At 59.1% G+C, this 25,866-nt stretch carries 23 protein-coding genes and 1 riboswitch; of the genes, 9 read left to right on the top strand and 14 right to left on the bottom strand.

What is annotated here, in order from left to right; translation table 11 throughout:
• Positions 1–2: 2 nt before the first annotated feature.
• The 11 genes from mraY to leuO form a co-directional block, all read right to left on the bottom strand.
• The gene (gene mraY, locus AFK65_RS03575) at positions 3–1,085 is read right to left on the bottom strand and encodes a phospho-N-acetylmuramoyl-pentapeptide-transferase (RefSeq protein ID WP_007706942.1); all 1,083 of its coding nucleotides are present in this window, start codon (positions 1,083–1,085) and stop codon (positions 3–5) included.
• On the bottom strand, positions 1,079–2,437 hold the full coding sequence (gene murF / locus AFK65_RS03570; protein ID WP_038858037.1) for a UDP-N-acetylmuramoyl-tripeptide--D-alanyl-D-alanine ligase: 1,359 nt from the start codon (positions 2,435–2,437) through the stop codon (positions 1,079–1,081). The genes mraY and murF overlap by 7 nt, the downstream gene beginning before the upstream one ends.
• A complete protein-coding gene (murE, locus tag AFK65_RS03565; protein ID WP_038858040.1) occupies positions 2,434–3,921 on the bottom strand; it encodes a UDP-N-acetylmuramoyl-L-alanyl-D-glutamate--2,6-diaminopimelate ligase in 1,488 nt (495 codons plus the stop codon). Before murE ends, murF begins: the two co-directional genes overlap by 4 nt.
• Positions 3,908–5,674, bottom strand: coding sequence for a peptidoglycan glycosyltransferase FtsI (locus AFK65_RS03560; RefSeq protein ID WP_007783870.1), 1,767 nt, complete (start codon positions 5,672–5,674; stop codon positions 3,908–3,910). Before AFK65_RS03560 ends, murE begins: the two co-directional genes overlap by 14 nt.
• Before the next feature lie 15 nt (positions 5,675–5,689).
• Complete coding sequence (gene ftsL, locus AFK65_RS03555) at positions 5,690–6,055, bottom strand: cell division protein FtsL (RefSeq protein ID WP_007706714.1); 366 nt, start codon at positions 6,053–6,055, stop codon at positions 5,690–5,692.
• Positions 6,052–6,993 (bottom strand): 16S rRNA (cytosine(1402)-N(4))-methyltransferase RsmH, encoded by a 942-nt coding sequence (rsmH, locus tag AFK65_RS03550; protein WP_038858045.1) that lies wholly within the window; start codon positions 6,991–6,993, stop codon positions 6,052–6,054. The genes ftsL and rsmH overlap by 4 nt, the downstream gene beginning before the upstream one ends.
• Positions 6,994–6,996: 3 nt before the next feature.
• Positions 6,997–7,455 (bottom strand): division/cell wall cluster transcriptional repressor MraZ, encoded by a 459-nt coding sequence (gene mraZ / locus AFK65_RS03545; protein ID WP_032804276.1) that lies wholly within the window; start codon positions 7,453–7,455, stop codon positions 6,997–6,999.
• Between the two features lie 579 nt (positions 7,456–8,034).
• Positions 8,035–9,039, bottom strand: a complete 1,005-nt coding sequence (cra, locus tag AFK65_RS03540) for a catabolite repressor/activator (RefSeq protein ID WP_004386410.1) — start codon at positions 9,037–9,039, stop codon at positions 8,035–8,037.
• A 176-nt stretch (positions 9,040–9,215) separates the two neighbouring features.
• Complete coding sequence (ilvN, locus tag AFK65_RS03535) at positions 9,216–9,707, bottom strand: acetolactate synthase small subunit (RefSeq protein ID WP_004386411.1); 492 nt, start codon at positions 9,705–9,707, stop codon at positions 9,216–9,218.
• 2 nt (positions 9,708–9,709) lie between these two features.
• Positions 9,710–11,434 carry an acetolactate synthase 3 large subunit gene (gene ilvI / locus AFK65_RS03530; protein WP_038858046.1) on the bottom strand — a complete coding sequence of 575 codons (1,725 nt, stop codon included), beginning with the start codon at positions 11,432–11,434 and terminating at the stop codon, positions 9,710–9,712.
• Positions 11,435–11,833: 399 nt separating this feature from the next.
• Complete coding sequence (gene leuO, locus AFK65_RS03525) at positions 11,834–12,778, bottom strand: transcriptional regulator LeuO (RefSeq protein WP_007706338.1); 945 nt, start codon at positions 12,776–12,778, stop codon at positions 11,834–11,836.
• Between the two features lie 617 nt (positions 12,779–13,395).
• Here leuO and leuL point away from each other — a divergent pair.
• The 5 genes from leuL to leuD all read left to right on the top strand — a co-directional run bounded on the left by leuL (position 13,396) and on the right by leuD (position 18,262).
• A complete protein-coding gene (leuL, locus tag AFK65_RS22400) occupies positions 13,396–13,482 on the top strand; it encodes a leu operon leader peptide (RefSeq protein ID WP_100207198.1) in 87 nt (28 codons plus the stop codon).
• Between the two features lie 98 nt (positions 13,483–13,580).
• A complete protein-coding gene (gene leuA / locus AFK65_RS03520) occupies positions 13,581–15,152 on the top strand; it encodes a 2-isopropylmalate synthase (protein WP_007706331.1) in 1,572 nt (523 codons plus the stop codon).
• Complete coding sequence (gene leuB / locus AFK65_RS03515; protein WP_007706329.1) at positions 15,152–16,243, top strand: 3-isopropylmalate dehydrogenase; 1,092 nt, start codon at positions 15,152–15,154, stop codon at positions 16,241–16,243. Before leuA ends, leuB begins: the two co-directional genes overlap by 1 nt.
• A 2-nt stretch (positions 16,244–16,245) precedes the next feature.
• Positions 16,246–17,646: a 3-isopropylmalate dehydratase large subunit gene (gene leuC / locus AFK65_RS03510; RefSeq protein ID WP_007706326.1), complete on the top strand. Its 1,401-nt coding sequence runs from the start codon at positions 16,246–16,248 to the stop codon at positions 17,644–17,646.
• A 10-nt stretch (positions 17,647–17,656) separates the two neighbouring features.
• The gene (leuD, locus tag AFK65_RS03505; RefSeq protein WP_007706324.1) at positions 17,657–18,262 is read left to right on the top strand and encodes a 3-isopropylmalate dehydratase small subunit; all 606 of its coding nucleotides are present in this window, start codon (positions 17,657–17,659) and stop codon (positions 18,260–18,262) included.
• Between the two features lie 122 nt (positions 18,263–18,384).
• Here leuD and AFK65_RS03500 read toward each other — a convergent pair whose 3' ends face one another.
• Together AFK65_RS03500 and sgrT are read right to left on the bottom strand one after the other, a co-directional pair.
• Positions 18,385–19,563, bottom strand: a complete 1,179-nt coding sequence (locus AFK65_RS03500) for a sugar efflux transporter (RefSeq protein ID WP_038858051.1) — start codon at positions 19,561–19,563, stop codon at positions 18,385–18,387.
• A 119-nt stretch (positions 19,564–19,682) separates the two neighbouring features.
• Positions 19,683–19,847 carry a glucose uptake inhibitor SgrT gene (sgrT, locus tag AFK65_RS20670; RefSeq protein WP_007706266.1) on the bottom strand — a complete coding sequence of 55 codons (165 nt, stop codon included), beginning with the start codon at positions 19,845–19,847 and terminating at the stop codon, positions 19,683–19,685.
• An 86-nt stretch (positions 19,848–19,933) separates the two neighbouring features.
• Here sgrT and sgrR point away from each other — a divergent pair, with 86 nt between their 5' ends.
• From sgrR to thiQ, 4 genes are all read left to right on the top strand, one after another.
• Positions 19,934–21,598, top strand: coding sequence for an HTH-type transcriptional regulator SgrR (gene sgrR / locus AFK65_RS03495; protein WP_007706263.1), 1,665 nt, complete (start codon positions 19,934–19,936; stop codon positions 21,596–21,598).
• A gap of 35 nt (positions 21,599–21,633) precedes the next feature.
• A riboswitch (TPP riboswitch) is annotated at positions 21,634–21,735 on the top strand.
• Between the two features lie 32 nt (positions 21,736–21,767).
• Positions 21,768–22,751, top strand: coding sequence for a thiamine ABC transporter substrate binding subunit (thiB, locus tag AFK65_RS03490; protein WP_007706260.1), 984 nt, complete (start codon positions 21,768–21,770; stop codon positions 22,749–22,751).
• Positions 22,727–24,337: a thiamine/thiamine pyrophosphate ABC transporter permease ThiP gene (gene thiP, locus AFK65_RS03485; protein WP_038858053.1), complete on the top strand. Its 1,611-nt coding sequence runs from the start codon at positions 22,727–22,729 to the stop codon at positions 24,335–24,337. The genes thiB and thiP overlap by 25 nt, the downstream gene beginning before the upstream one ends.
• Positions 24,321–25,022, top strand: a complete 702-nt coding sequence (gene thiQ / locus AFK65_RS03480) for a thiamine ABC transporter ATP-binding protein ThiQ (RefSeq protein ID WP_007706109.1) — start codon at positions 24,321–24,323, stop codon at positions 25,020–25,022. The genes thiP and thiQ overlap by 17 nt, the downstream gene beginning before the upstream one ends.
• Here thiQ and AFK65_RS03475 read toward each other — a convergent pair.
• On the bottom strand, positions 25,016–25,786 hold the full coding sequence (locus tag AFK65_RS03475; protein ID WP_038858055.1) for a DedA family protein: 771 nt from the start codon (positions 25,784–25,786) through the stop codon (positions 25,016–25,018). The two genes, thiQ and AFK65_RS03475, sit on opposite strands and share 7 nt — an antisense overlap.
• Positions 25,787–25,866: the final 80 nt, after the last annotated feature.

The raw sequence follows: 25,866 nt of genomic DNA, 5'->3' as shown, positions 1-25,866 counted from the left end.
GTTTAACGTACCTTAAGCGTAGCCAGGCCAATCAGCACCAGCATCAGCGAAATCACCCAGAAGCGCACAATCACGCGCGGCTCCGGCCAGCCTTTCAGTTCATAGTGATGATGAATAGGCGCCATGCGGAAAATGCGCTGTCCGCGCAGCTTAAAGGAGCCGACCTGCAGAATGACCGACAGGGTTTCCACCACGAAAACGCCGCCCATAATCACCAGCAGGAACTCCTGACGCAGCAGCACGGCGATAATGCCGAGCGCGCCGCCTAACGCCAGCGAGCCGACATCGCCCATGAAGACCTGCGCCGGATAGGTGTTGAACCATAAAAAGCCGAGGCCCGCGCCGACAATCGCGGTGCAGACAATCACCAGTTCACCCGCGTGACGCAGATACGGGATATGCAGATAGCTTGCGAAATTCATGTTACCTGTCGCCCACGCCACCAGCGCGAAACCGCCCGCCACCAGCACGGTGGGCATAATGGCGAGGCCGTCCAGACCGTCGGTCAGGTTTACCGCGTTGCCGGTGCCGACAATCACGAAATAGGCGAGCAGCACATAGAAAATGCCGAGCTGCGGCATCACGTCTTTAAAGAACGGCACCACCAGCTCCGTCGCAGGCGTGCCTTTACCGGTAATGTAGAGCGCAAACGCCACCGTCAGGGCAATCACAGACATCCAGAAATACTTCCAGCGGGCGATCAGGCCTTTGGTGTCTTTACGCACCACTTTGCGGTAATCGTCAACGAAGCCCACCGCGCCGTAACCGACCAGCACAAACAGCACGCACCAGACATACGGGTTCGACGGATAAGCCCACAGCAGCACCGACACCACAATAGAGGTGAGGATCATGATGCCGCCCATGGTCGGCGTACCGCGTTTGCTGAAATGCGACTCCGGGCCGTCGTTACGCACAACCTGCCCGAAAGAAAGCTTCTGTAAATGCGCGATCAGGCGCGGCCCCATCCATAAGGAGATAAACAGCGCGGTCAGCAGGCTGACGATGGCGCGAAACGTCAGATACGAAAAGACGTTAAAGCCGGAATAATATTTGACCAGATGCTCGGCCAGCCACACTAACATGTCCTGTTCTCCTGTAATGCGCGCACCACCTCTTCCATGGCGGCACTACGTGAACCTTTCACTAAAAGGGTAATGATGGAATGCTCGTTGATAAGCGTCTTCAGGCGCGCAATCACGGCCTGCTTATCGCGGAAATGTTCGCCCACGCCGCTGGCGCGGCTGATGCCTTCGCTGAGCGTGCCGACGCTCAGGACTTTATCGATGCCTGCTGCTTTCGCCGCTTCGCCCACCTGCTGATGGCACGCTTCGGCTTCATCGCCGAGCTCCGCCATGTCGCCCACCACCATCACGCGGTAGCCCGGCATTTCAGAGAGCACCTGCGCGGCCGCGGTCATGGAACCGACGTTGGCGTTGTAGCTGTCATCCAGCAGCAGCTGGTTTTCGCCGAGATGCACCGGGAACAGACGTCCTGGCACTGCTTTAAGCTTCGCAAGCCCGGCTTTAATCGCCTCAAGCGGCGCGCCGACGGCCATCGACAGCGCCGAAGCCGCGAGCGCGTTGGCGATATTGTGACGCCCTGGCAGCGGCAGCAGAACATCCACGTCGCCCGTTGGCGTACGCAGCGTAAATTCGGTGCCGTGGCTGGTGATATGGATATTGGTGGCGCTGAAATCGCTGGTGTCGAGATTCGGCGAGAAGCGCCAGACCTTGCGATCGCCAATGACGCTCTGCCAGTTCAGCCAGTCGTTATTATCAGCGTTCAGAATCGCGATGCCGTTTGCCGGCAAGCCAGTGAAGATCTCGCCTTTGGCTTTTGCCACGCCCGCGAGCGAGCCGAAACCTTCCAGATGCGCCGCCGCCAGGTTGTTAACCAGCGCGGCTTCCGGGCGAGTCAGGCTCACGGTCCAGGCGATTTCGCCCTGATGGTTCGCGCCAAGCTCAATTACCGCGTACTCATGCTCCGGCGTGAGGCGCAGCAGCGTCATCGGTACGCCGATGTCATTATTCAGGTTGCCTGCGGTGTAAAGCGTGTTGCCGCACTCGCCAAGAATGGCGGCGGTCATCTCTTTCACCGAGGTTTTGCCGGAAGATCCCGTCAGCGCGACTACGCGCGCGGGCACCTGTTGTCTGACCCACGCCGCCAGTTCGCCAAACGCCAAACGCGTGTCGGCGACCACCAGTTGCGGCAGGTCGATATCCAGCTTGCGGCTTACCAGCAGCGCGCCCGCGCCGCCCGCCTGCGCCTGGCCTGCAAAATCGTGCGCGTCGAAACGCTCGCCTTTCAGCGCCACAAACAGGCAGCCTGGCGTCAGTTTGCGGGTGTCGGTCGTTACCGCGTCGATATCAGCATCGGCGCCGTGCAGCTCGCCTTTCAGAATGACGGCAAGCTGGCTCAGAGATACGCGAATCATGCCACTGCTCCCAGCAGACGCGCCGCGGTGACGCGGTCGGAATAATCAAGTCGGCGGGTGCCGACAATCTGGTAATCCTCATGGCCTTTGCCCGCCAGCAGCACGACGTCGTTTTCCGCCGCCTGCATAATAGCGTTGGTTACGGCTTCGGCGCGGCCTTCAACGACCCGCGCGCGGCCCGCATCCAGCATACCGGTCAGGATATCGGCGATGATCGCCTTCGGATCTTCGGTGCGCGGGTTGTCATCAGTGACCACCACGACATCGGCGAATTGCTCGGCAATCGCGCCCATCAGCGGGCGTTTGCCTTTATCGCGATCGCCGCCGCAGCCGAACACACACCAGAGCTTGCCCGCGCAGTGCAGACGCGCGGCCTGCAATGCTTTTTCGAGCGCGTCCGGCGTGTGGGCGTAATCGACCACCACGGTTGGTTTGCCCGGCGCGCTGAACACTTCCATGCGGCCATTGACCGGCTGGAGGCGCGGCGCGCTTTCAAGCAACGCGGCGAGCGGGTAACCGAGCGCCAGCAGCGTGCCGAGCGCCAGCAACAGGTTGCTGACGTTAAACGCTCCCATCAGGCGGCTTTCAATTTCGCCATCGCCCCAGGAGGAGCTAAAGCGCAGCGTCGCGCCGCGGTCGTGATACTCCACCGCATCCGCGCGCAGCCAGCGGCCGTGACAGTCTGGATTAATGTTGTTTTCCATCGACACTGCGACGGCGTCCGGCAGCTTCGCCAGCCACCGGCGGCCCACCTCATCATCGGCGTTGATCACCGCCTGCCCGTAATGGTGCGCGGAAAACAGCAGCCATTTCGCCGCTTCGTAATGTTCCATATCGCCGTGATAGTCGAGATGATCGCGGCTTAAATTGGTAAATACCGTGGCGGCGAACTTCAGCGCCGCCACGCGATGCTGTACCAGCCCGTGGGAAGAAACTTCCATCGCGGCCACGGTCGCGCCCTGCGCGGCGAGCCCTGACAGCACATGCTGAACGTCCACCGCCGAGCCCGTGGTGTTTTCCGCCGGGATCACTTTACCCAGCAGCCCGTTGCCTACCGTGCCCATCACGGCGCTGGTTTCGCCAAGCCGCTGACACCACTGCGCGATAAGCTGCGTGGTGGTGGTTTTGCCGTTGGTGCCCGTCACGCCAATCAGACGCAGACGATCGGATGGCTCACCATAAAAACGCCCCGCCAGCGCCGAGAGACGCTCGTTAAGCTGGCTTAAATAGATAACCGGCACGCCGTGGATTTCACGGACTTCGCCGTCCGTCGCCTCGCCTTTCGCTTCGGCGACGATGGCAGCTACACCTTGCGCTATCGCCTGCGGGATATACCGACGCCCGTCCGCCTGATGACCGACCACCGCCACAAAGAGATCCCCCGCTGCCGCCACGCGGCTGTCCAGGGTCATCTCCCGCAGAGCTCGCGCAGGCAGACCAGCCACCCACGGAGCGAGAAGGTCGCGCAAATTACGATCTGCCACCTGTTCCCTCTTCTCGATTAATTACGAATTCACTTTTTTCGCCCGTTGTCAGCGCGTCCGGCTCGATGTTCATGGTGCGCAGCACGCCGCCCATGATGGCACCGAAGACCGGCGCGGAAACGGCGCCGCCGTAGTATTTGCCCGCCTGCGGATCGTTAATCACCACCACCAGCGCGAAACGCGGATTGCTGGCAGGTGCAACGCCTGCGGTGTAAGCAATGTATTTGTTGATGTATCGCCCGTCCGGCCCGACTTTTTTCGCCGTACCGGTTTTAATCGCAATGCGGTAGCCCTTGATGGCCGCCTTCACGCCGCCGCCGCCAGGCAGCGCCACGCTTTCCATCATATGCACCACGGTGCGCACGATAGATTCCGGGAAAATGCGCTCGCCCGGCACGGGCGGATCGACTTTAGTAATCGACAGCGGGCGGTAGACGCCGTAGCTGCCGATGGTCGCGTAGACTCGCGCTAACTGTAACGGGGTTACCATTAGCCCGTAGCCGAATGAGAAGGTGGCCCTCTCTATGTCAGACCACCGTTGTTTTTGTGGAAATAAGCCACTGCGTTCTCCGACCAGCCCCAGATTGGTCGACTTTCCGAGTCCAAAGCGTGAGTAAGTATCTACTAACGCTGAGGAGGGCATCGCTAACGCCAGTTTGGAAACCCCGACGTTACTCGACTTCTGTAACACCCCGGTGAGCGTCAGCTCGCTGTAGCGGGCGACGTCTTTAATTTCGTGACCATTAATGCGGTACGGCACGGTGTTAAGCACCGTATTTTCCTGCACCACGCCGCGCTGCAGCGCCGTCATCACCACCATCGGTTTCACGGTAGAACCCGGTTCGAAAACGTCGGTAATGGTGCGGTTACGCATCACGTCTTTCGGCGTACCGGTGATGTTGTTCGGGTTATAGGACGGGCTGTTGGCCATCGCCAGCACTTCGCCGGTATTCACATCCACCAGCACGGCGCTGCCGGATTCCGCCTTGTTAAACGCCACGGCGTTGTTAAGCTCGCGGTAAACCAGCGCCTGGAGACGTTCGTCGATGCTGAGCGCCAGGTTGTGCGCCGCCTGGCTGTCGGTCGAGGAGATATCCTCAATGACGCGGCCATAGCGGTCTTTACGCACGATACGCTCGCCGGGCTGGCCGGTGAGCCATTTATCAAAGCTTTTTTCGACGCCCTCGATCCCCTGGCTGTCGACGTTGGTAAAGCCGATGAGGTGAGCGGTCACTGCGCCGGAAGGATAGTAACGGCGCGACTCTTCACGCAGATGGATGCCAGGGAGCTTGAGCTTTTTGATGTAGTCGCCGATATCAGGGTTTACCTGACGCGCAAGGTAAATAAAGCGGCCTTTCGGGTTGGCGTTAACGCGCGCGGCGAGCTGATCGAGCGGGATTTTCAGCGCGTCGGAGAGCGCCTTCCAGCGGTTATCGAGCGTGATGCCGCCCGCGTCGTGCAGCTCTTTCGGATCGGCCCAGATCGCTTTTACCGGCACGCTGACCGCGAGCGGTCGGCCGGAGCGGTCGGTTATCATGCCGCGCGCGGTGGAGACTTCCTGCACGCGCAGCGAGCGCATATCGCCCTGACGCACCAGCATGTCCGGGTCGATAATCTGCAACCAGGCGACGCGCGCCAGCAGAAACGCCAGAGCCAGCAAAATGCAGCCGCAGAGCAACGCAAAACGCCAACTGATAAAGTTGGCCTGTTCTTCCTGACGTTTTGGTTTAAGCGTCTTTGCTGCTGCTTTCATTCGCCTGGTCAGTCCTTATTTCTGCACCACAATATTTTCCTGCGAAGGATCGACATGCTGCATTTGCAGCTTTTCCGTTGCGACCCGTTCAACCCGGCTGTGATCGCCGAGCGCGTTTTCTTCAAGGATCAGGTTGCGCCATTCGATATCCAGCGCATCGCGTTCCAGCACCAGCTGCTCGCGCTGCGCGGTGAGCAGGCGAGTGTGGTGCGCGGTAGTGACCACGAAAATCGCGGTCACGATAATGGCGATAAACAGACAGAGCGGCAGTTTCCCGTAGCGCAGAAGATCGCCGCCGATCACAGCAGGCAGCGCATGGCGTTCCGTGCTGCTAAGCGATCCGGTTACTTTGCTTAAGGTCTCTGTCACCCGGCTTATCATGCGCCCGTCCTCTCGGCGACACGTAATACGGAGCTGCGCGCGCGCGGGTTCTCAGCCACTTCCGCCTCGCCCGGCATCATTTTGCCCAGCGCGCGCAGATCGCGACCGCCGAGCTTCTGTAACTGCGCTTCGGTCATCGGCAGTCCTGCCGGTACCTGCGGCCCGCGGCTCTGCTCGCGCATAAAACGTTTCACCAGGCGATCTTCCAGCGAGTGGAAGCTGATAACCGAAAGGCGTCCGCCCGGCGCCAGTACCTCTACCGCGCCTTTCAGCGCCTGCTCAATCTCTTCAAGTTCGCTGTTCACCCAGATGCGTACCGCCTGGAAAGTGCGGGTGGCGGGATGTTTGAACTTATCTTTGACCGGCGTCGCGGCGGCCACGACCTCCGCCAGCTCTTTGGTGCGGGTCATGGGCAGTTCGCGGTTGCGCTCGACGATGGCGCGCGCGATACGTTTTGCGAAGCGCTCTTCGCCGAAGGTCTTCAGCACCCAGGCGATATCCGCTTCTTCCGCGTTGCGCAGCCATTCGGCGGCCGATTGTCCACGGGTGGGATCCATGCGCATGTCCAGCGGGCCGTCGCGCATAAAGGAGAAGCCGCGCTCAGGGTCGTCAAGCTGCGGCGATGAAACGCCGAGATCGAGAAGAATGCCGTCGATTTTGCCCTGTAATTCGCGTTCGCGGACATAGTCGCCCAGCGCCGAGAAAGGGCCGTGAATGATGGAAAAACGCGGATCGTCAATGGCGGCGGCCGCCGCGATCGCCTGCGGATCGCGATCGATCGCCAGTAAACGGCCTTGTTCGCCCAGTTGAGAGAGGATAAGACGCGAGTGTCCGCCGCGGCCAAAGGTGCCGTCAATGTAAATGCCGTCTGGACGTATATTCAGGCCGTTAACGGCCTCGTCCAGGAGCACCGTCGTATGTTTATAATTTTCCATCATATTTTATAAAGACAAATCCTGCAGCCGCTCCGACAACACTTCAGAAGATGACTGCTCAGCGTCGATGTCTTCCCTGACCTGTTGATGCCAGGTCACTTCGTCCCACAGCTCAAATTTATTGAACTGCCCGACCAGCATCACTTGTTTGGTCAATCCGGCGTGTTGCCGTAAAACGGGTGCTAATAAAAGACGGCCCGCGCTGTCCATCTGGCATTCGCTGGCATGGCCCAGCAGCAGGCGCTGCACGCGACGTTCTGCGGGGTTCATGCTCGACAGACGCGACAATTTTTGTTCGATAATGACCCATTCGGGCAGGGTATAAAGCAACAGGCAGGGATGGTGAATATCGATGGTGGAAACCATCTGGCCGGACGAGGCGTCGTTCAGCAAATCGCGATAGCGCGTCGGAACGGATAACCGCCCTTTGCTGTCGAGATTCACCAACGTTGCGCCACGAAACATTAAAGCCTCACTGAGCTCTGCCCTTTTTCACCACTTTATCCCACAAAATCCCACCCACCGGAGTTTACGGAGCGGAGGAAAAGCTTGTCAAGCCAGCACCGGGGCAGCCTTCAACAAAAGATTCGGCGCTGACAAAGAGAAAGCGGCAAATAAAATCCCTGCCATCCTGACGAGGCAAAATTAACGCTATGAATATTTGTAAGAAAAATGACGAATACACACAGGACCGTTAAAAACCACTTAATACGATCGGTGAAGAGGACTAAGTGTTGAGTTTGCGACGCGAGCGGCATTTTAAGGTAAAAGCCCTGGAGTTAACAGCGTCAGCTGTGGTTTAGCTCGCTTTTCTCCGCCGTTCGGGAACCGCCTGAAATTAAAACCCTTCTGTCAGTCATTTTATGGCTTGTGATGGTTACAAATGTACACATAAGAAATGATTGGTTACCACTAATACGATACGCCGCATCGTTTCTGCGCAATGAGAAGGAAGAGTGTCAGAATGTGTAAAAAGGCGCCGGATTTATCCGAATCAAAAGAAAAGGCAGCCGAAGCTGCCTTTTTCTCGTTTTTCACCCGCTATTACCGGCGGCTTAAGCTGCCGCGACGGTAGAGATTACGGCGGATGCGGGTAAGGCCAGGCCGCGGTTTGCGCGGCTCGTCGAGGCTTGCCAGCACCAGCTCCAGCACGCGCTCCGCGACATCGCGGTGACGCTGCGCCACGGCGAGCACCGGGCATTGCAGAAAATCGAGCAGTTCGTTATCGCCAAACGTCGCGATAGCGAGCTCCGACGGCAGTCGGCCTTCGCGCTTCAGCGTCACGTCCATCACGCCCTGTAATAAGGCGAAAGAGGTGGTGAACAGCGCCTGCGGCATCGGGTGCGTTTCCAGCCACTTCTCAAACAGCGCCGCGGCGGCTTCACGCTCGTAGCTGTTGGCATAAAGGAAGTGCACTTCGCGAGGGTCGTCTTTCCACGCGGTGCGGAAACCCTGCTCGCGCAGGAAGCTCACCGAGAGTTCCGGCAGCGCGCCGAGATACAGTACGGTTTCGGCCGGGAACGTGCGCAGCTCGCTCGCCAGCATCTCTGCGTCATCCTGGTCGGCGCCGACGACGCTGGTAAAATGCTCGCGATCCAGCGCCCGGTCCAGCGCGACAATCGGAAACGCGTCGTTCGCCCAGCGCTGATAAAACGGGTGCTCCGGCGGTAAAGAGGTGGAAACAATAATGGCGTCGACCTGGCGCTGCAGCAGATGCTCAATACAGCGCATTTCGTTATCCGGCTGATCTTCGGAACACGCGATAAGAAGCTGGTATCCGCGCTGACGCGCCTGGCGCTCGAGGTAGTTGGCGATGCGGGTATAACTGGTGTTTTCAAGATCGGGGATCACCAGGCCAATGGAGCGCGTTCTTCCCGCGCGCAGGCCAGCGGCGACGGCGTTCGGGTGGTAGTTATGCTCGCGCACCACCGCCATCACTTTCTCAACGGTTTTATCACTCACACGGTACTGCCGGGCTTTTCCATTAATGACATAGCTCGCCGTGGTGCGCGACACGCCAGCCAGCCGCGCGATTTCATCCAGTTTCACGTTTGCCCCTTAACAAGAGTGTTACTCCATAACCTTTCAAGGGTTATAAGTTAAAATCCTTAACATCTAAGCGCAGAATAGTACCCTGAGCAACTGCTTTTGCGCGCGCCTGCCGCGCCCGCTGCAAAAAAAGCCCGGCAGGCGCCGGGCGGATGCATAACAAGCAGGTAATACGATTAACGCATGATCTTTTCGCCGCGGGAGAGGCCCACCACGCCGGAGCGCGCCACTTCCACAATTTTCGCCACGTCGCGAATGCTCGCGAGAAACGCGTCGAGCTTTTCGCTGGTGCCCGCCAGCTGCACGGTGTAGAGCGACGGCGTGACGTCGATAATCTGGCCGCGGAAAATCTCCGCGCTGCGTTTGACTTCTTCACGCCCGTAGCCGCTCGCCTGGATTTTCACCAGCATGATCTCACGCTCGACATGCGCGCCCTGCCCCAGCTCGCTGACGCGCAGCACGTCCACCAGCTTATGCAGCTGCTTTTCGATCTGCTCAAGGACTTTTTCGTCACCGACGGTCTGGATGGTCATCCTGGAGAGCGTCGGATCGTCCGTCGGCGCCACGGTCAGGCTTTCAATGTTATAGCCGCGCTGTGCGAAGAGCCCAATCACACGAGACAACGAGCCCGATTCGTTTTCCAGCAATACTGATAATATCCGGCGCATAATCAGGTTCTCTCCGTTTTGCTTAACCACATTTCATCCATTCCACCGCCGCGAACCTGCATCGGATAAACGTGCTCGGTGCCGTCCACGGTGACATCGACAAACACCAGCCGGTTATTACGCACATGCTCCAGCGCCTCGCTGAGTTTGCTTTCCAGCTCTTCCGGGCGGGTGATGGAAATCCCAATGTGCCCGTAAGCCTCCGCCAGTTTGACGAAATCCGGCAGCGATTCCATATAGGACTGCGAGTGGCGGCCGGAGTAGATCATATCCTGCCACTGCTTCACCATGCCCAGGTAGCGGTTGTTGAGGTTAAGCACCAGCACCGGCAGTTCATATTGCAGCGCGGTGGAAAGCTCCTGAATGTTCATCTGGATACTGCCGTCGCCGGTCACGCACACGACCGTTTCTTCCGGTAGCGCGAGCTTCACGCCGAGCGCCGCCGGCAGGCCGAAGCCCATCGTGCCGAGCCCGCCGGAGTTGATCCAGCGGCGCGGTTTATCAAAGGTGTAATAGAGCGCCGCGAACATCTGGTGCTGACCCACATCAGAGGTCACATAGGCATCGCCGTTGGTCAGACGATAAATCGTTTCGATGGCCGCCTGCGGTTTAATGCTGCCGCTTTCGCGATCGTAATTGAGACACTGACGGGCGCGCCACTGCTCAATGTGCTGCCACCAGTCGCGAATATCGTCCAGCGGCTGCTGACTCTCTTCCTGACCCAGCAGCTCCAGCATCTGGTTCAGCACCTGGCGCGCGTCGCCGACAATCGGCACATCCGCCGCCACGGTTTTGGAGATAGACGTCGGGTCGATATCGATATGCAGCACGGTGGCGTCAGGGCAGTACTTCGCGAGATTGTTGGTGGTGCGATCGTCAAAGCGCACGCCGACCGCGAAAATAACGTCCGCATTGTGCATCGTCATGTTCGCTTCGAAGGTGCCGTGCATCCCGAGCATCCCCAGCGCCTGGCGGTGCGTGCCCGGAAACGCGCCCAGCCCCATTAATGAAGAGACCACCGGCACGTTGAGTTTTTCCGCCACCGCCCGCAGTTCGTTCTCACAGGCGGCGGTAATCGCGCCGCCGCCCACATACATGACCGGCTTTTTCGCGGCGATCAGGGTTTGCAGGGCGCGTTTGATCTGCCCTTTATGGCCCTGCGTCGTCGGGTTGTAAGAGCGCATGCTGACGGTTTCCGGCCAGACATACGGCAGTTTTTTCGCCGGGTTGAGAATATCTTTCGGCAAATCGACCACGACCGGGCCCGGTCTGCCGCTGGCGGCGAGCCAGAACGCCTTTTTGAGCACCGTCGGGATATCTTCGGTTTGCTTCACCAGGAAACTGTGCTTCACCACCGGGCGGGAGATCCCCACCATGTCGCACTCCTGGAAAGCGTCGTAGCCAATCAGCGAGGTCGCGACCTGGCCTGACAGCACCACCAGCGGAATGGAGTCCATGTAAGCCGTAGCGATACCGGTAATCGCGTTGGTGGCGCCAGGGCCTGAGGTCACCAGCACCACGCCCACCTCGCCGGTCGCGCGCGCCAGACCATCTGCCATATGCACCGCGGCTTGCTCATGGCGCACCAGCACATGATCAATCCCGCCAACGGTATGTAGCGCGTCATAAATATCGAGCACCGCGCCACCGGGGTAACCGAATACTTGCTTTACGCCCTGATCGATAAGCGATCGGACGACCATCTCGGCTCCAGACAACATCTCCATGGTTTGCCTCCAGGCTTTTGTTTACGGACTGACGGCAGAAGTCATTTTCCGCACGGTCACTGGTACAGGTGTGATGTCCTGTCGTTAATTATCGTTATGGGTTCTCCCTAACATAACCGCTGATAATGAGGCAGGCAATTAGCAATCGGAGGCCGCCGGACCGACTAAATTGCCGGTCAGCGCTGAAGAAAAGCGATTAAACGGAGAGATATGCTGAATATAAGCGGCGCTTATGACCGTTAATTTCGCGACGCCTGTTCCTGACAGTGATAAATCAAAAAACAGGAAGGTAACGCCATGCGCCGGAAGGCGGCCGATGACAACAGGATAAAATATCAGAAAAGCGTGTCGATACAGAAAAACGGGCGGCCATTGCCACCCGCCGGTTTTCCGCCACGATTATCGCCGACAGACGTTCGATAACAGCTCCTCCATCCACTGGTGTCCTTTATCGCGCCCGGCCGCTTCATGCCAGGAGAGATAACAGGTGCGGCTGTTTAACTTAAACGGCAGCGGCATGATTTGCAGCTGCAGCGCCTGCTCATAATCCTGCGCCAGCCAGCGTGGAGCGATAGTAATCAGATTGGTACGCGACACCACATTTAATACGCTGGTCAGCGCCATTCCCTGATACGCGATGGCGGATTGTTTTTCCGCAGTGTCATACCACGGCAGGCTAAAAGAACTGAAACGATCTAACGCCACCACGGCGTGCTGCTCTTTAAACACTTCGCTTTCGCGTAACAGGTTATCTTTACGCGGGTGGCTTTTACTGCTCACCAGCACCATTTCATCTTTAAATAGCGGCACGCAGGTAAACTCCGGGCGACGAAATTCGTCGTAGCCAATGACGAATTCCGTCTCCTGATAACGCAGCTGATGTTCAATATTCTGATTCAGCGAAGATTTAAATACTAAATGAATATTGGGCGCGATATTCATTACGCTGTTGTAAATAATCGACGTCAGCAGGTTATCGAGCGGGCTGCACACGCAGAGGTTAAACAGCCTTTCGCTGCTGAGCGGCTCGAAGCCTGAACCCGGCAACTCATTTTGCACCAGCTGAAGCGCCTGACGAATCGACCCGAACAGCTGGCAGGCCCGGACAGTGGGCTGAATGCCGCGCCCGTAGCGAACGAATAACTCGTCATTAAACATAAGCTTAAGTCTCGCCACCGCATTACTGACGGCGGGCTGGGACATGCCCAGCATATGCGCCGCGCGGGTAATATTTTGTTCCTGCATTACCGCATCAAAAACCGTCAATAAATTCAGATCGACCGTGCGTAATTGAGGTTTCAGCCCTTCAGGCGCGGGTGAGTGTTCAATATGATCACCAGACATAGTTTACTCCACTGATACATTATTCCCTTTGCATGCATTACCCAGAACATTCCGTTTATCTTGTAGCAATTTCAGGCAAAAGAGGAGGTTCAAAAAATCATAAAAAAGTTACTGTTTTGAATTAAACGTTCATTAATAGACAATACAAACATATCTCCTGATAATATTGGAATTTGTTTATCATGGCGCTTATCATACGGCGTGATCAAATCATAAAAAAGACGAATAAACAATAATTCACTTTATGAATTATCAATTAACTTTTCGTAAATACTTCACTTTTTTCATCAATGAGACCGCGCGTTTTAAAATATTCCGTCTCAAAAGTCATCACGAAGGCTGTATGGCTCTCAATTAATTGATATAGCGAATAAATTAACGCCACAGAACCGCTAAAACGGCATCTAAAATGTGCGCCCTTCAGGCATCAATACTTACGCTTCGCTTAACTTATACAGATATTTTATATAATAGCGTTTACTCAGCATAATCCACTAAATCCACATCTGGCGAGATGCCGTGGCGTTAACTGTAGAATTACGGACAGGGGGTTGACATGGTCTGTGGTATCAAGTACCACTAAAAGCCTGTTAACGCATTTATTCGGGACATGATTCATGATTCGCATCGTTCGTTTCGCTGGTCTACTACTACTAAACGCATCCTCAGTGCGCGGTAGACTGGTGCGCGACGTTCAGCGGTAACGCTTGAGTCAGGTCATCAGAAATACGAAAACCCGCGCCGCTGCGCGGGTTTTTTTATGCTCACGCAAGGCGCCCCATGATAAATAAGGACACCAACCATGAGCCAGCAAGTCATTATTTTTGATACCACATTGCGTGACGGTGAGCAGGCGCTGCAGGCGAGCCTGAGCGTAAAGGAAAAACTGCAAATCGCGCTGGCGCTTGAGCGCATGGGTGTCGATGTTATGGAAGTCGGTTTTCCGGTCTCTTCACCGGGCGATTTCGAGTCTGTGCAGACCATCGCCCGTCAGGTGAAAAACAGCCGCGTCTGCGCCCTGGCGCGCTGCGTGGAAAAAGATATCGACGTGGCCGCCGAATCTCTGAAAGTCGCCGAGGCGTTTCGTATTCACACTTTCATCGCCACGTCGCCGATGCACATCGCGACCAAACTGCGCAGTACGCTGGATGAAGTGATTGAGCGCGCCGTCTATATGGTCAAACGCGCCCGCAACTATACCGACGACGTCGAATTCTCCTGTGAAGACGCGGGCCGCACCCCGATTGCCGATCTGGCGCGCGTCGTGGAAGCCGCTATCAACGCCGGCGCCACCACCATTAATATCCCGGACACCGTCGGCTACACCCTGCCTTTCGAATTCAGCAATATCATCAGCGGCCTGTACGAGCACGTACCGAACATCGACAAAGCAGTCATCTCCGTTCATACCCATGACGATCTGGGCATGGCCGTCGGCAACGCCCTGGCCGCCGTGCAGGCGGGCGCGCGTCAGGTGGAAGGCACGTTAAACGGCATCGGCGAACGCGCGGGCAACTGCGCGCTGGAAGAAGTCATTATGGCCATCAAGCTGCGCCAGAACCTGATGAACGTCCACACCCGCATTAACCACCAGGAGATCTGGCGCACCAGCCAGACTGTCAGCCAGATCTGCAACATGCCGATCCCGGCGAACAAAGCGGTGGTCGGCTCCGGCGCCTTCGCCCACTCTTCCGGCATCCACCAGGATGGCGTCCTGAAGAACCGCGAAAACTACGAAATCATGACGCCGGAATCCATCGGCCTGAATCAGGTGCAGCTGAACCTGACGTCCCGCTCCGGCCGCGCCGCCGTGAAGCACCGCATGGAAGAGATGGGCTATCACGAAAACGACTACAACCTGGATGACCTGTACGACGCCTTCCTGAAGCTGGCGGATAAAAAAGGCCAGGTGTTTGATTACGATCTGGAAGCGCTGGCCTTTATCAATAAACAGCAGGAAGAGCCGGAGCACTTCCGTCTGGAATACTTCAGCGTGCAGTCCGGCTCCAGCGCTATGGCGACCGCTTCTGTGAAGCTCGCCTGCGGCGAGGAAATTAAAGCCGAAGCCGCTAACGGCAACGGCCCGGTCGACGCGGTCTATCAGGCCATCAACCGCATTACCGACTACGACATTGAGCTGGTGAAATACCAGTTAGGCGCGAAAGGCCACGGCAAAAACGCGCTGGGCCAGGTGGATATCGTGGTCAGCTACAACGGCCGTCACTTCCACGGCGTGGGGCTGACGACCGATATCGTCGAATCCTCCGCCCGCGCGATGATCAACGTGCTGAACAACATCTGGCGCGCCGGCGAAGTCGAGAAAGAGTTGCAACGCAAAGCACAGAATAAAGAACACAATCAGGAAACCGTGTGATGTCTAAAAATTATCATATTGCAGTTTTGCCGGGCGACGGTATTGGCCCGGAAGTGATGGCGCAAGCCCTGAAAGTACTGGATGCCGTTCGTGGTCGCTTTGATATGCGTATTACCACCAGCCATTACGACGTTGGCGGCATCGCCATCGATCGCCACGGCAACCCGCTGCCGCAGGCCACCATTGAAGGCTGCGAGCAGGCCGATGCGATCCTGTTCGGCTCGGTCGGCGGCCCGAAGTGGGAAAATCTGCCTCCCGCGCAGCAGCCGGAGCGCGGCGCGCTGCTGCCGCTGCGTAAACATTTCAAATTGTTCAGCAATCTGCGTCCGGCGAAGCTCTACCAGGGCCTGGAAGAATTTTGCCCGCTGCGCGCCGATATCGCCGCCAACGGCTTTGACATCCTCTGCGTGCGCGAGCTGACCGGCGGCATCTACTTCGGCCAGCCGAAAGGCCGCGAAGGCAGCGGCATGCATGAAAAAGCGTTCGACACCGAGATCTATCACCGTTTTGAGATAGAACGCATCGCCCGCATCGCGTTTGAATCGGCGCGCAAACGCCGTAATAAAGTCACCTCGATTGATAAAGCGAACGTGCTGCAAACGTCGCTGCTGTGGCGCGAAATCGTCAATGAAATCGGCAAAGAGTACCCGGACGTCGAACTGGCGCACATGTACATCGACAACGCCACCATGCAGCTGATTAAAGATCCGTCGCAGTTCGACGTGCTGCTCTGCTCTAACCTGTTCGGCGATATTCTCTCTGACGAGTGCGCCATGATCACCGGCTCCATGGGAATGCTGCCTTCCGCGAGCCTCAACGAGCAGGGCTTTGGTCTGTACGAGCCGGCTGGCGGCTCCGCGCCGGATATCGCCGGGAAAAACATCGCCAACCCGATAGCCCAGATCCTCTCGCTGTCTCTGCTGCTGCGCTACAGCCTGGAGGCCGACGACGCGGCGACGGCGATTGAAAATGCGATTAACCGCGCGCTCGAAGAAGGCGTGCGTACCGGCGACCTGGCCCGCGGCGGCCAGGCTGTCAGCACCGACGAAATGGGCGATATCATTGCCCGCTATGTGGCCGAAGGGGTGTAACCATGGCAAAGACCTTATATCAGAAGCTGTTTGACGCCCATGTGGTTCATGAGGCCCCGAACGAAACGCCGCTGCTCTACATCGACCGTCACCTGGTGCATGAAGTGACGTCGCCGCAGGCGTTTGACGGCCTGCGCGCCCATGGCCGTCCGGTGCGCCAGCCGCGCAAAACGTTCGCCACCATGGATCACAACGTCTCCACCCAGACCAAAGACATCAATGCGTCCGGCGAAATGGCCCGCATTCAGATGCAGGAGCTGATCAAGAACTGCAACGAGTTCGGCGTTGAGCTCTACGATCTCAACCATCCGTATCAGGGCATCGTGCATGTCATGGGGCCGGAGCAGGGCATCACCCTGCCGGGCATGACCATCGTCTGCGGCGACTCCCACACCGCGACCCACGGGGCGTTCGGCGCGCTGGCGTTCGGCATCGGCACTTCGGAAGTGGAGCATGTGCTGGCAACCCAGACGCTCAAACAGGGCCGCGCGAAGACCATGAAAATCGAGGTTAATGGCCGCGCCGCGCCGGGCATCACCGCGAAAGATATCGTGCTGGCGATTATTGGTAAAACCGGCAGCGCCGGCGGCACCGGCTATGTAGTGGAGTTCTGCGGCGACGCTATCCGCGCGCTCAGCATGGAAGGCCGCATGACGCTGTGCAACATGGCGATCGAAATGGGCGCCAAAGCGGGCCTGGTGGCACCGGATGAAACCACTTTTCACTATGTTAAAGGCCGTCTGCACGCGCCGAAAGGCCAGGATTTCGACGAGGCCGTAGCGTACTGGAAAACCCTGAAAACCGACGACGGCGCGCAGTTTGACGCCGTGGTCACACTCAATGCCGAAGAGATCGCCCCGCAAGTCACCTGGGGCACCAACCCAGGCCAGGTGATCGCCGTAAGCGACGCCATTCCCGACCCGGCCTCGTTCGCCGATCCGGTTGAGCGCGCCTCCGCCGAGAAAGCGCTGGCTTACATGGGCCTCAAGCCCGGCGTGCCGCTGACCGATGTGGCTATCGATAAAGTGTTTATCGGCTCCTGCACCAACTCGCGCATTGAAGATCTGCGCGCCGCGGCTGAAATCGCCCGCGGCCGTAAAGTGGCGCCGGGCGTTCAGGCGCTGGTGGTGCCAGGCTCAGGCCCGGTGAAAGCGCAGGCGGAAGCCGAAGGGCTGGATAAGATTTTCATCGAGGCTGGTTTTGAATGGCGTCTGCCTGGCTGCTCGATGTGCCTTGCGATGAACAACGACCGCCTGAACCCTGGCGAGCGCTGCGCGTCGACCAGCAACCGTAACTTTGAAGGCCGTCAGGGCCGCGGCGGACGCACGCACCTGGTCAGCCCGGCGATGGCCGCCGCCGCCGCCGTGACCGGCCGTTTCGCCGACATCCGTAGTCTGAAATAAGGGGAACCCCATGGCAGAGAAATTTACTCAACACACCGGTCTGGTGGTTCCGCTGGATGCGGCGAACGTGGATACCGACGCGATTATCCCGAAGCAGTTCCTGCAAAAGGTGACGCGCACCGGCTTCGGCGCGCATCTGTTTAATGACTGGCGTTTTCTCGATGACAAAGGCGAGCAGCCGAACCCGGAATTCGTGCTGAATTTCCCGGAATATCAGGGCGCGTCTATCCTGCTGGCGCGCGAAAACTTCGGCTGCGGCTCGTCGCGCGAGCACGCGCCATGGGCGCTGACCGATTACGGTTTTAAAGTGGTGATTGCGCCGAGTTTCGCCGATATCTTCTACGGCAACAGCTTTAACAACCAGCTGCTGCCGGTGACGCTCAGCGATGAAGAAGTGGATGAGATGTTTGCGCTGGTGAAGGCGAACCCCGGCATTCGCTTTGAAGTGGATCTGGAAGCGCAGGTGGTGAAAGCGGGCGATAAGTCTTATAGCTTTAACATCGACGCGTTTCGTCGCCACTGTATGCTGAACGGGCTGGACAGCATCGGTCTGACGTTGCAGCACGACGACGCCATCGCGGCGTATGAGAAAAAACAGCCCGCGTTTATGGGGTGAGTTTTTACGGTTTATCTGGTATTTACGGCGGGTGCGCGTTGCTTACCCGCCCTACAAACACTTAACCGTATCTCCACAGGGCGGGTAAGCGCAGCGCACCCGCCGCCACACCATCACCGTCCTTACACATCCTTCACCCGGCTCGTCAGCCACAACGCCACCAGCGCTACCCCGGTAATTACCGGGTACACGGCGTAATGCCCGAAGCTCTCCACCAGCGCCCCCTGCACCACGCCCGCCAGGATCACGCCTGTCGAAATACTGTTGCTGAACAGCGTGGTGGCAGAACCGGCGCGCCCCGGCATCAGATCCTGAAACCAGATCATCCCAATCCCCGCGACAATCCCGATAAACAGCGCGTTAAAGAGCTGCAACCCCAGCAGCGCCTCGCGGCTGTGAAAGAGATTAAGCCCGGCGTAAAACAGCACGCCCGCTCCCACCGCCACCAGCATCATCGGCTTTTTACCGAACCGCTTCACGTAAAAACCGGCCAGCAGCATCGCCGGGATCTCAAGCCCCGCCGCGGTGCCCATCAGCACGCCCGCGAGGCTCTCGGGCAGCGCCAGCTCCTGGCTCACCCACAGCGGCATATCGATGATATACATCGTATTACAGGTCCACATCAGCACGGAGGCGATAAACAGCATCCGCACGTTCTTATCCTTCCAACCGCTGACCTGCGTGATCGCCACATCGGCAGGCTGCTCAATACGCGCCACAGACGGCAGCGCGAAAAAGATAATCCCCAGGCTCAGGATAAAAATCCCGGCGGCGATTAAAAACATGGTGGTAAAGCCGAAACTCAGCGCCAGCATAAACGACAGCGGCGGCCCGATAACCCATGCGAGCGAGAGCTGGGCGCGCATCACCGAGCTGAACATCACCGCCTCGCGGGCGGAGTTATCGGCATACTCGCGCGCCAGCGCGAAAAGCTGCGGCATGGCGGTATTCGCAAGCGACGCCAGCAGCACGCCTGCGGTAATCAGCGTCAGATAATGACGATTAAAGGCGAACAAAACGCAGTTGCCGACCGCCATCAGGCAGCAAAAAAGGATCAGCTTGCGCCGGTCGCCCCGGCTGTCGGAGCGCTTCGCCAGCAACAGGCTGACGGCAATCCCGGCAATCGCGTTCACCGTATAAAACAGCCCGACCCAGAACGGCGGCGCGCCGACTTCCCGGCTTAAAAACAGACTCAGCGTCGGCGCCTGCAGCGCGCCCGCCACACCCATCATAAAGGCGACGACCATAAAGGAGAGATAGACGACATTGAGACGTCGGACGAACGTAAGAAACCACAGCATCGGGCGCATCCTTTCGGTTGGGGCGGGTTGAAACGTGTTCATGATAGACGAAAAAAGCCAGCAGTAGCACACTGCTGGCAGGTGAAAAGCACCAATACTCAGTTACACGTGATGTCCGCTTAGCGGCGTTTAAACGTCATCGGGAGTGTCACCTCCCACTGCATGATCTCATCGAGCATTCGTTGCGGCGTTTTACCGTTCAGGCGGGCCAGCCATGAACCGGAAAGACGTTGCGTTGCGCTGAAATACTGCTGATAAAACCTGCCTGTTGACGACGTTTTCATAAGCCCCTCCGCTTTCATCGAAGAGAAGTATTGCCGTAATATAGGGAATATTAAATTGATGAGTTTCGAGCAGGAGTTCCCCTTTTATGCCTTCAGGTCGTCTGCAACAGCAATTCATCCGCCTGTGGCAATGCTGCGATGGCAAGCCCCAGGACACCACGCTGAACGAACTGGCCGAGCTGCTGAGCTGCTCGCGCCGCCACATGCGCACGCTGCTGAACGCCATGCAGGCGCGCGGCTGGCTGACGTGGGAAGCCGAAGCCGGACGCGGCAAACGCTCCAGGCTGCGTTTCCTCTATACCGGGCTCGCGCTCCAGCAGCAGCGGGCGGAAGATCTGCTGGAGCAGGACAGGATCGATCAGCTGGTGCAGATCGTCGGCGACAAATCCGCGGTGCGCCAAATGCTGCTCTCGCACCTGGGCCGCAGCTTCCGCCAGGGACGCCATATTCTGCGCGTGCTCTATTACCGCCCGCTGCAAAACCTGCTGCCCGGCAGCGCGTTGCGCCGTTCAGAAACCCATATCGCCCGGCAAATTTTCAGCGGCCTGACGCGCATAAACGAGGAAAACGGGGAACTGGAAGCCGATATTGCGCACCACTGGCAGCGTATTTCCCCTTTTCACTGGCGCTTTTTCTTACGCCCCGGCATCCATTTTCATCATGGCCGCGAGCTCGATATGCTGGATGTCATCAGCTCGCTACAGCGCATCTGCGCCCTGCCGCTCTACGCGCATATCCGCCAGGTGATCTCCCCCACGGCCTGGACGCTGGATATTCACCTGAGCGAGCCGGACGACTGGCTGCCGTGGCTGATGGGCAGCGTGCCTGCGATGATCCTGCCGCGGGAGTGGCCGGAGCTGCCGAAATTCGCCAGTCAGCCCGTCGGCACTGGCCCTTACGCGGTGGTGCGCAATAACAGCAACCAGCTAAAAATCCACGCCTTCGACGACTACTTCGGTTACCGGGCGCTGATTGATGAGGTCAACTTCTGGGTGCTGCCGGAAATCGGCGAGGAGCTGAGCTGCGCCGTTCAGCTTGAAGGCCCGACGCGCGACGCCGACGAAAAAGCCGTGGAGAGCCGCCTCGAAGAAGGCTGCTACTACCTGCTGTTTGATTCCCGCTCGCGCGTCGGCGCCATGCCGGAGGTGCGCCGCTGGATAAGCTCGCGCTTTACGCCCGCCCGCCTGCTGCACCGCGCCGCGCCGCACTATCAGCGCATCTGGTTTCCGGCTTACGGCCTGCTGCCGCGCTGGCACCACGCGCCGCAAATCCCTGAGGCGCGCAAACCCGCCGGGCTTGAGCGCCTGACGCTTACCTTCTATGGCGACCACAATGAAAACCGCATTATCGGCGCGCTGCTGCGCGACATTCTGGCGCAGGAGCAGGTGGAGCTGGAACTGCGGGAAGTGAGCTATGAGGAGTGGTATCAGGGCGACATCACCAGCGATTTGTGGCTTAACAGCGCCAACTTTACGCTGCCGCTCGATTTCTCGCTGTTCGCGCACCTGTGCGAAGTGCCGCTGATCCAGCGCTGCATTCCGCTCGACTGGCAGGGCGACGCGCAGCGCTGGCGCACCGGATCGCTGAACCTGCCGCAGTGGTGCCGCACGATGCTCGAGCGTCAGGACATTCTGCCGCTGATCCACCACTGGCTGATGCTACAGGGCCAGCGCAGTATGCGCGGCGTGCGGATGAACACGCTCGGCTGGTTTGATTTTAAATCCGCCTGGTTTGCGCCGCCCGAGCCGTAACCCTTTCGCAACAATACGCAAATCATTACAATGGGCCGTTCTCAACGGGGTGCTGCCGGCTGACCGGTGCGCTGAGATAATACCCGTCGAACCTGATCCGGATAACGCCGGCGAAGGGATTTGAGGCTACCGCTCAAAATCCTTTGCCCCCATTTGATAAAGGTGCAAAGTGTTAAAAAAACTGCTTCCCCTGCTGGCGCTCGCCGCCGCTCCGGCTTTCGCCAAACCCGTTCTGACCGTCTACACCTACGACTCCTTCTCCTCGGAGTGGGGCCCTGGCCCGAAAATTAAAACCGCCTTTGAAGCCGACTGCGGCTGCGAGCTGAAATTCGTGGCGCTGGAAGATGGCGTCTCGCTGCTTAACCGTCTGCGCATGGAAGGCAAAAACAGCAAAGCCGATGTGGTGCTGGGCCTGGATAACAACCTGCTTCAGGCCGCGACCGCGACCGGGCTGTTCGCGAAAAGCGGCGTTCCGGCGGGTGAGGTTAACGTGCCGGGCGGCTGGAACAACGACACCTTTGTGCCGTTCGACTACGGCTGGTTCGCCTTCGTCTATGACAAAAACAAGCTGAAAAACCCGCCGAAAAGCCTGAAAGAGCTGGTTGAGAGCGATCAGAAATGGCGCGTCATCTATGAAGATCCGCGCACCAGCACGCCGGGGCTGGGCCTGCTGCTGTGGATGCAGAAAGTCTATGGCGATAAAGCGCCGGACGCCTGGCAGAAGCTCGCCGCGAAGACCGTTACCGTCACCAAAGGCTGGAGCGAAGCCTACGGCCTGTTCCTGAAAGGCGAAGGCGATCTGGTGCTGAGCTACACCACCTCGCCCGCCTACCACATCATTGAAGAGAAAAAAGAGAACTACGCGGCGGCGAACTTCAGCGAAGGCCACTATTTGCAGGTGGAAGTCGCCGCACGCACCGCCGCCAGCAAACAGCCGGCACTGGCGGAAAAGTTCCTGAAGTTTATGGTTTCGCCCGCGTTCCAGAATGCGATCCCCGCGGGCAACTGGATGTACCCGGTGACCAACGTCGCGCTGCCGGAAGGGTTTAACGCCCTGACCCGGCCGCAGACCACCCTGCAGTTCACCTCACAGGAAGTCGCCGCACAGCGCGCGCAATGGACGAGTGAATGGCAACGCGCCGTGAGCCGCTGATCCCCGGCTGGCTCTGGCCCGGCCTCACCGCCGCCCTCTTGATGGCGGCGGTGGCGCTGGCGGCGTTCGCAGCGCTCTGGACGCACGCGCCGCACACCGACATACGCGCGCTGCTGCACGACAGCTACCTGTGGCACGTGGTGCGCTTCTCGTTCTGGCAGGCGTTTCTCTCCGCCCTGCTTTCCGTCGTGCCCGCGATCCCCCTCGCCCGCGCGCTCTACCGCCGCCGCTTTCCGGGGCGGCGAATGCTGCTGCGCCTGTGCGCCATGACGCTTATCCTGCCGGTGCTGGTGGCGATTTTCGGCCTGCTCAGCGTCTACGGGCGCAGCGGCTTGCTGGCCGCGCTCTGCGCGACGCTCGGCATCGAATGGACGTTCTCGCCTTACGGCCTCCAGGGCATCCTGCTGGCGCACCTCTTTTTTAATATGCCGATGGCGACCCGCCTGCTGTACCAGACGCTGACGCAGATCCCCGGCGAACAGCGCCAGCTCGCCGCACAGCTCGGTATGCGCGGCTGGGATTTCTTCCGGCTGGTGGAGTGGCCCTGGCTGCGCCGCCAGATCCCGCCGGTGGCGGCGCTCATTTTTATGCTCTGCTTCGCCAGTTTCGCGACGGTGCTGGCGCTTGGCGGCGGGCCGCAGGCGACAACCATTGAGCTCGCCATCTACCAGGCGCTGAGCTATGACTACGATCCGGGCCGCGCGGCGCTGCTGGCGCTTATCCAGATGGGCTGCTGCCTGTCGCTTATCCTGTTAAGCCAGCGGCTCAGCAAGGCGATCCCGGTCGGCGCGACGCTGGTGCGCGGCTGGCGCAACCCGGAGGATTCGTGGCGCAGCAAGCTTACCGATTCCGTGCTGATTGGTGCCGCGCTGCTGCTTCTCCTGCCGCCGCTGCTGGCGGTGCTGGTGGACGGCCTGCGCGGCGACATCGGCCATGCGCTGGCCGACCCGGCGCTGTGGGGCGCGCTCTGGACGTCGCTGCGTATCGCGCTCTGCGCGGGGGCGCTGTGCGTTATCCTGACCATGATGCTGCTCTGGAGCACGCGCGAACTGTATCTGCGCCAGCGTCGTCTCGCCGGGCAAAGCCTGGAGCTCTGCGGCGTGCTGATCCTCGCGATGCCGGGCATCGTGCTGGCGACCGGTTTTTTCCTGCTGCTGAATGCCACTATCGGGCTGCCGGAGCGCGCCGACGCGATTGTCATTTTCACCAACGCCCTGATGGCGATCCCTTACGCGCTGAAAGTGCTCGATAACCCGATGCGCGACATCGCCGCGCGTTACGGCGCGCTCTGCGCGTCGCTTGATATGCACGGCCTGAACCGGCTGCGGCTGGTAGAGGCCCGCGCGCTGCGGGTGCCGCTCGCCCAGGCGATGGCGTTCGCCTGCGTACTGTCGATTGGCGATTTCGGCGTCGTGGCGCTGTTTGGCAATGAAGATTTCCGCACGCTGCCCTTTTATCTCTACCAGCAGATCGGCGCCTACCGCAGCGACGCGGGCGCCGTCACGGCGCTGTTGCTGCTGCTCCTCTGTTTCCTGCTGTTCACCTTGATTGAAAAACTTCCGGGGCGCCATGCTGACACTGACTGATCTCACCTGGCTGTATCACCACCTGCCGATGCGCTTTACGCTGGACGTGCGCGAGGGCGAACGGGTGGCGGTGCTGGGACCAAGCGGCGCGGGCAAAAGCACGCTGCTTAACCTGATTGCCGGGTTTCTCGCGCCCGCCAGCGGCACGCTTACTATCAACCGGGCGGATCACACCCGCACGCCGCCGTCACAACGCCCGGTATCGATGCTGTTTCAGGAAAATAATCTCTTTAACCATCTGACGGTGCGCCAGAATATTGCGCTCGGGCTCTCGCCCGCCCTGCGGCTGAACGCGCAGCAGAAGCGTCAGGTCGAGGCGATAGCCGACAACATGGCGATTGGCGATCTGCTGGAGCGGCTGCCGACCGCGCTCTCCGGCGGCCAGCGTCAGCGGGCGGCGCTGGCGCGCTGTCTGGTGCGAAAGCGCCCCGTTCTGCTGCTGGATGAGCCGTTTTCCGCACTCGATCCGGCGCTGCGTCAGGAGATGCTGACGCTGCTGGAGCAGATATGCGAAGAGGAAGGCACGACGCTGCTCATGGTCTCGCACAGCGTGGAAGATGCGGCGCGTATCGCCGCGCGCAGTCTGGTGGTCGTTGAAGGACGCATCGTCTGGGACGGCCCCACCGCGCAGTTGCTGAGCGGCGAGGCCAGCGCGTCGGCGCTGCTCGGCATTACGCCTCACTGAGCGCCGGTCACCACTTTCCACAGAATACTGCGATAGACCGGCATCAGCGGGTGGCTCTGAATGGCGAACAGCGCCACGGCCGCCGCCGCCGCCACGCCGGGAGCCAGCCAGTGCAGACGCGCGCGCGGCAGATAGCGCGTGAGGCGATCCTGCGTTTTACCGCTGCGCCACCAGCGCCAGAGCAGCCACGCCGCCAGCCAGACCAGCAGCGCCACGCCGCCGAGCAGCCATTTAAACGCACCGCTTTTCATCTCCGGCGGAATATCGATAGCGGCGCCCGCGAGAATGCCCGGCAGAAAGTAAAACGGCGGCCAGAGCAGGCAGCCCACAATATTCGGCGCGAGGAATTTACGCACCGGCAGGTCGAGCATTCCCGCCACCATCGGCACCAGCGGGCGCGTCGGCCCGACAAAGCGCCCGACGAGAATGGTAAACATGCTGTGCTGATGCAGCGCGTGTTCGGTTTTATCGAGCAGCGCCTTGTGTTTTTTCAGGAAGGACCAGCGGTGCAGCGGCTTTTTAAAGCGCCAGCCGAGCCAGAATGAGATCCAGTCGCCAAGCAGGCAGCCAATAATCCCCACGGCCCAGGCCTCATAAAAATTGACCTCGCCGCTGCCGATAAGCGCGCCCAGGGCGGCCATCAGTACGGTGCCGGGCAGCAACAGCCCGACCAGCGCCAGGGATTCGAGGAACGCTACCAGCGCAATAGCAATCAGCGAATAGGCGACTGACTGAGTGATAAAGTGTTCCAGAAAGGCTTCCATAACGCATCCGGTAAAGTGTGGAACAGAGGATTCTCCTGAGCGCTATGCTCTGCGTCAAGCCATCCTTCTTTAACCATACT

The sequence above is a fragment of the Cronobacter universalis NCTC 9529 genome (genome assembly GCF_001277175.1).
In the GTDB taxonomy this organism is placed as follows: domain Bacteria; phylum Pseudomonadota; class Gammaproteobacteria; order Enterobacterales; family Enterobacteriaceae; genus Cronobacter; species Cronobacter universalis.
The sequence above is the reverse complement of the archived record's forward strand: the minus strand, read 5'-3'. Positions and strand labels throughout refer to the sequence as shown.

Excerpts from the sequence above, each read along its gene's own strand:
- AFK65_RS03475 (WP_038858055.1), bottom strand. The coding sequence starts at position 25,786 with ATGGAAGCCTTTCTGGAACACTTTATCACTCAGTCAGTCGCCTATTCG.
- sgrT (WP_007706266.1), bottom strand. The coding sequence starts at position 19,847 with ATGAAAACGTCGTCAACAGGCAGGTTTTATCAGCAGTATTTCAGCGCA.
- AFK65_RS03500 (WP_038858051.1), bottom strand. The coding sequence starts at position 19,563 with ATGCTGTGGTTTCTTACGTTCGTCCGACGTCTCAATGTCGTCTATCTC.
- leuD (WP_007706324.1), top strand. The coding sequence starts at position 17,657 with ATGGCAGAGAAATTTACTCAACACACCGGTCTGGTGGTTCCGCTGGAT.
- rsmH (WP_038858045.1), bottom strand. The coding sequence starts at position 6,993 with ATGATGGAAAATTATAAACATACGACGGTGCTCCTGGACGAGGCCGTT.
- mraY (WP_007706942.1), bottom strand. The coding sequence starts at position 1,085 with ATGTTAGTGTGGCTGGCCGAGCATCTGGTCAAATATTATTCCGGCTTT.
- leuC (WP_007706326.1), top strand. The coding sequence starts at position 16,246 with ATGGCAAAGACCTTATATCAGAAGCTGTTTGACGCCCATGTGGTTCAT.
- leuA (WP_007706331.1), top strand. The coding sequence starts at position 13,581 with ATGAGCCAGCAAGTCATTATTTTTGATACCACATTGCGTGACGGTGAG.
- thiQ (WP_007706109.1), top strand. The coding sequence starts at position 24,321 with ATGCTGACACTGACTGATCTCACCTGGCTGTATCACCACCTGCCGATG.
- thiP (WP_038858053.1), top strand. The coding sequence starts at position 22,727 with ATGGCAACGCGCCGTGAGCCGCTGATCCCCGGCTGGCTCTGGCCCGGC.
- murF (WP_038858037.1), bottom strand. The coding sequence starts at position 2,437 with ATGATTCGCGTATCTCTGAGCCAGCTTGCCGTCATTCTGAAAGGCGAG.
- sgrR (WP_007706263.1), top strand. The coding sequence starts at position 19,934 with ATGCCTTCAGGTCGTCTGCAACAGCAATTCATCCGCCTGTGGCAATGC.
- leuL (WP_100207198.1), top strand. The coding sequence starts at position 13,396 with ATGATTCGCATCGTTCGTTTCGCTGGTCTACTACTACTAAACGCATCC.
- ilvN (WP_004386411.1), bottom strand. The coding sequence starts at position 9,707 with ATGCGCCGGATATTATCAGTATTGCTGGAAAACGAATCGGGCTCGTTG.
- AFK65_RS03560 (WP_007783870.1), bottom strand. The coding sequence starts at position 5,674 with ATGAAAGCAGCAGCAAAGACGCTTAAACCAAAACGTCAGGAAGAACAG.
- ilvI (WP_038858046.1), bottom strand. The coding sequence starts at position 11,434 with ATGGAGATGTTGTCTGGAGCCGAGATGGTCGTCCGATCGCTTATCGAT.
- mraZ (WP_032804276.1), bottom strand. The coding sequence starts at position 7,455 with ATGTTTCGTGGCGCAACGTTGGTGAATCTCGACAGCAAAGGGCGGTTA.
- leuB (WP_007706329.1), top strand. The coding sequence starts at position 15,152 with ATGTCTAAAAATTATCATATTGCAGTTTTGCCGGGCGACGGTATTGGC.
- leuO (WP_007706338.1), bottom strand. The coding sequence starts at position 12,778 with ATGTCTGGTGATCATATTGAACACTCACCCGCGCCTGAAGGGCTGAAA.
- ftsL (WP_007706714.1), bottom strand. The coding sequence starts at position 6,055 with ATGATAAGCCGGGTGACAGAGACCTTAAGCAAAGTAACCGGATCGCTT.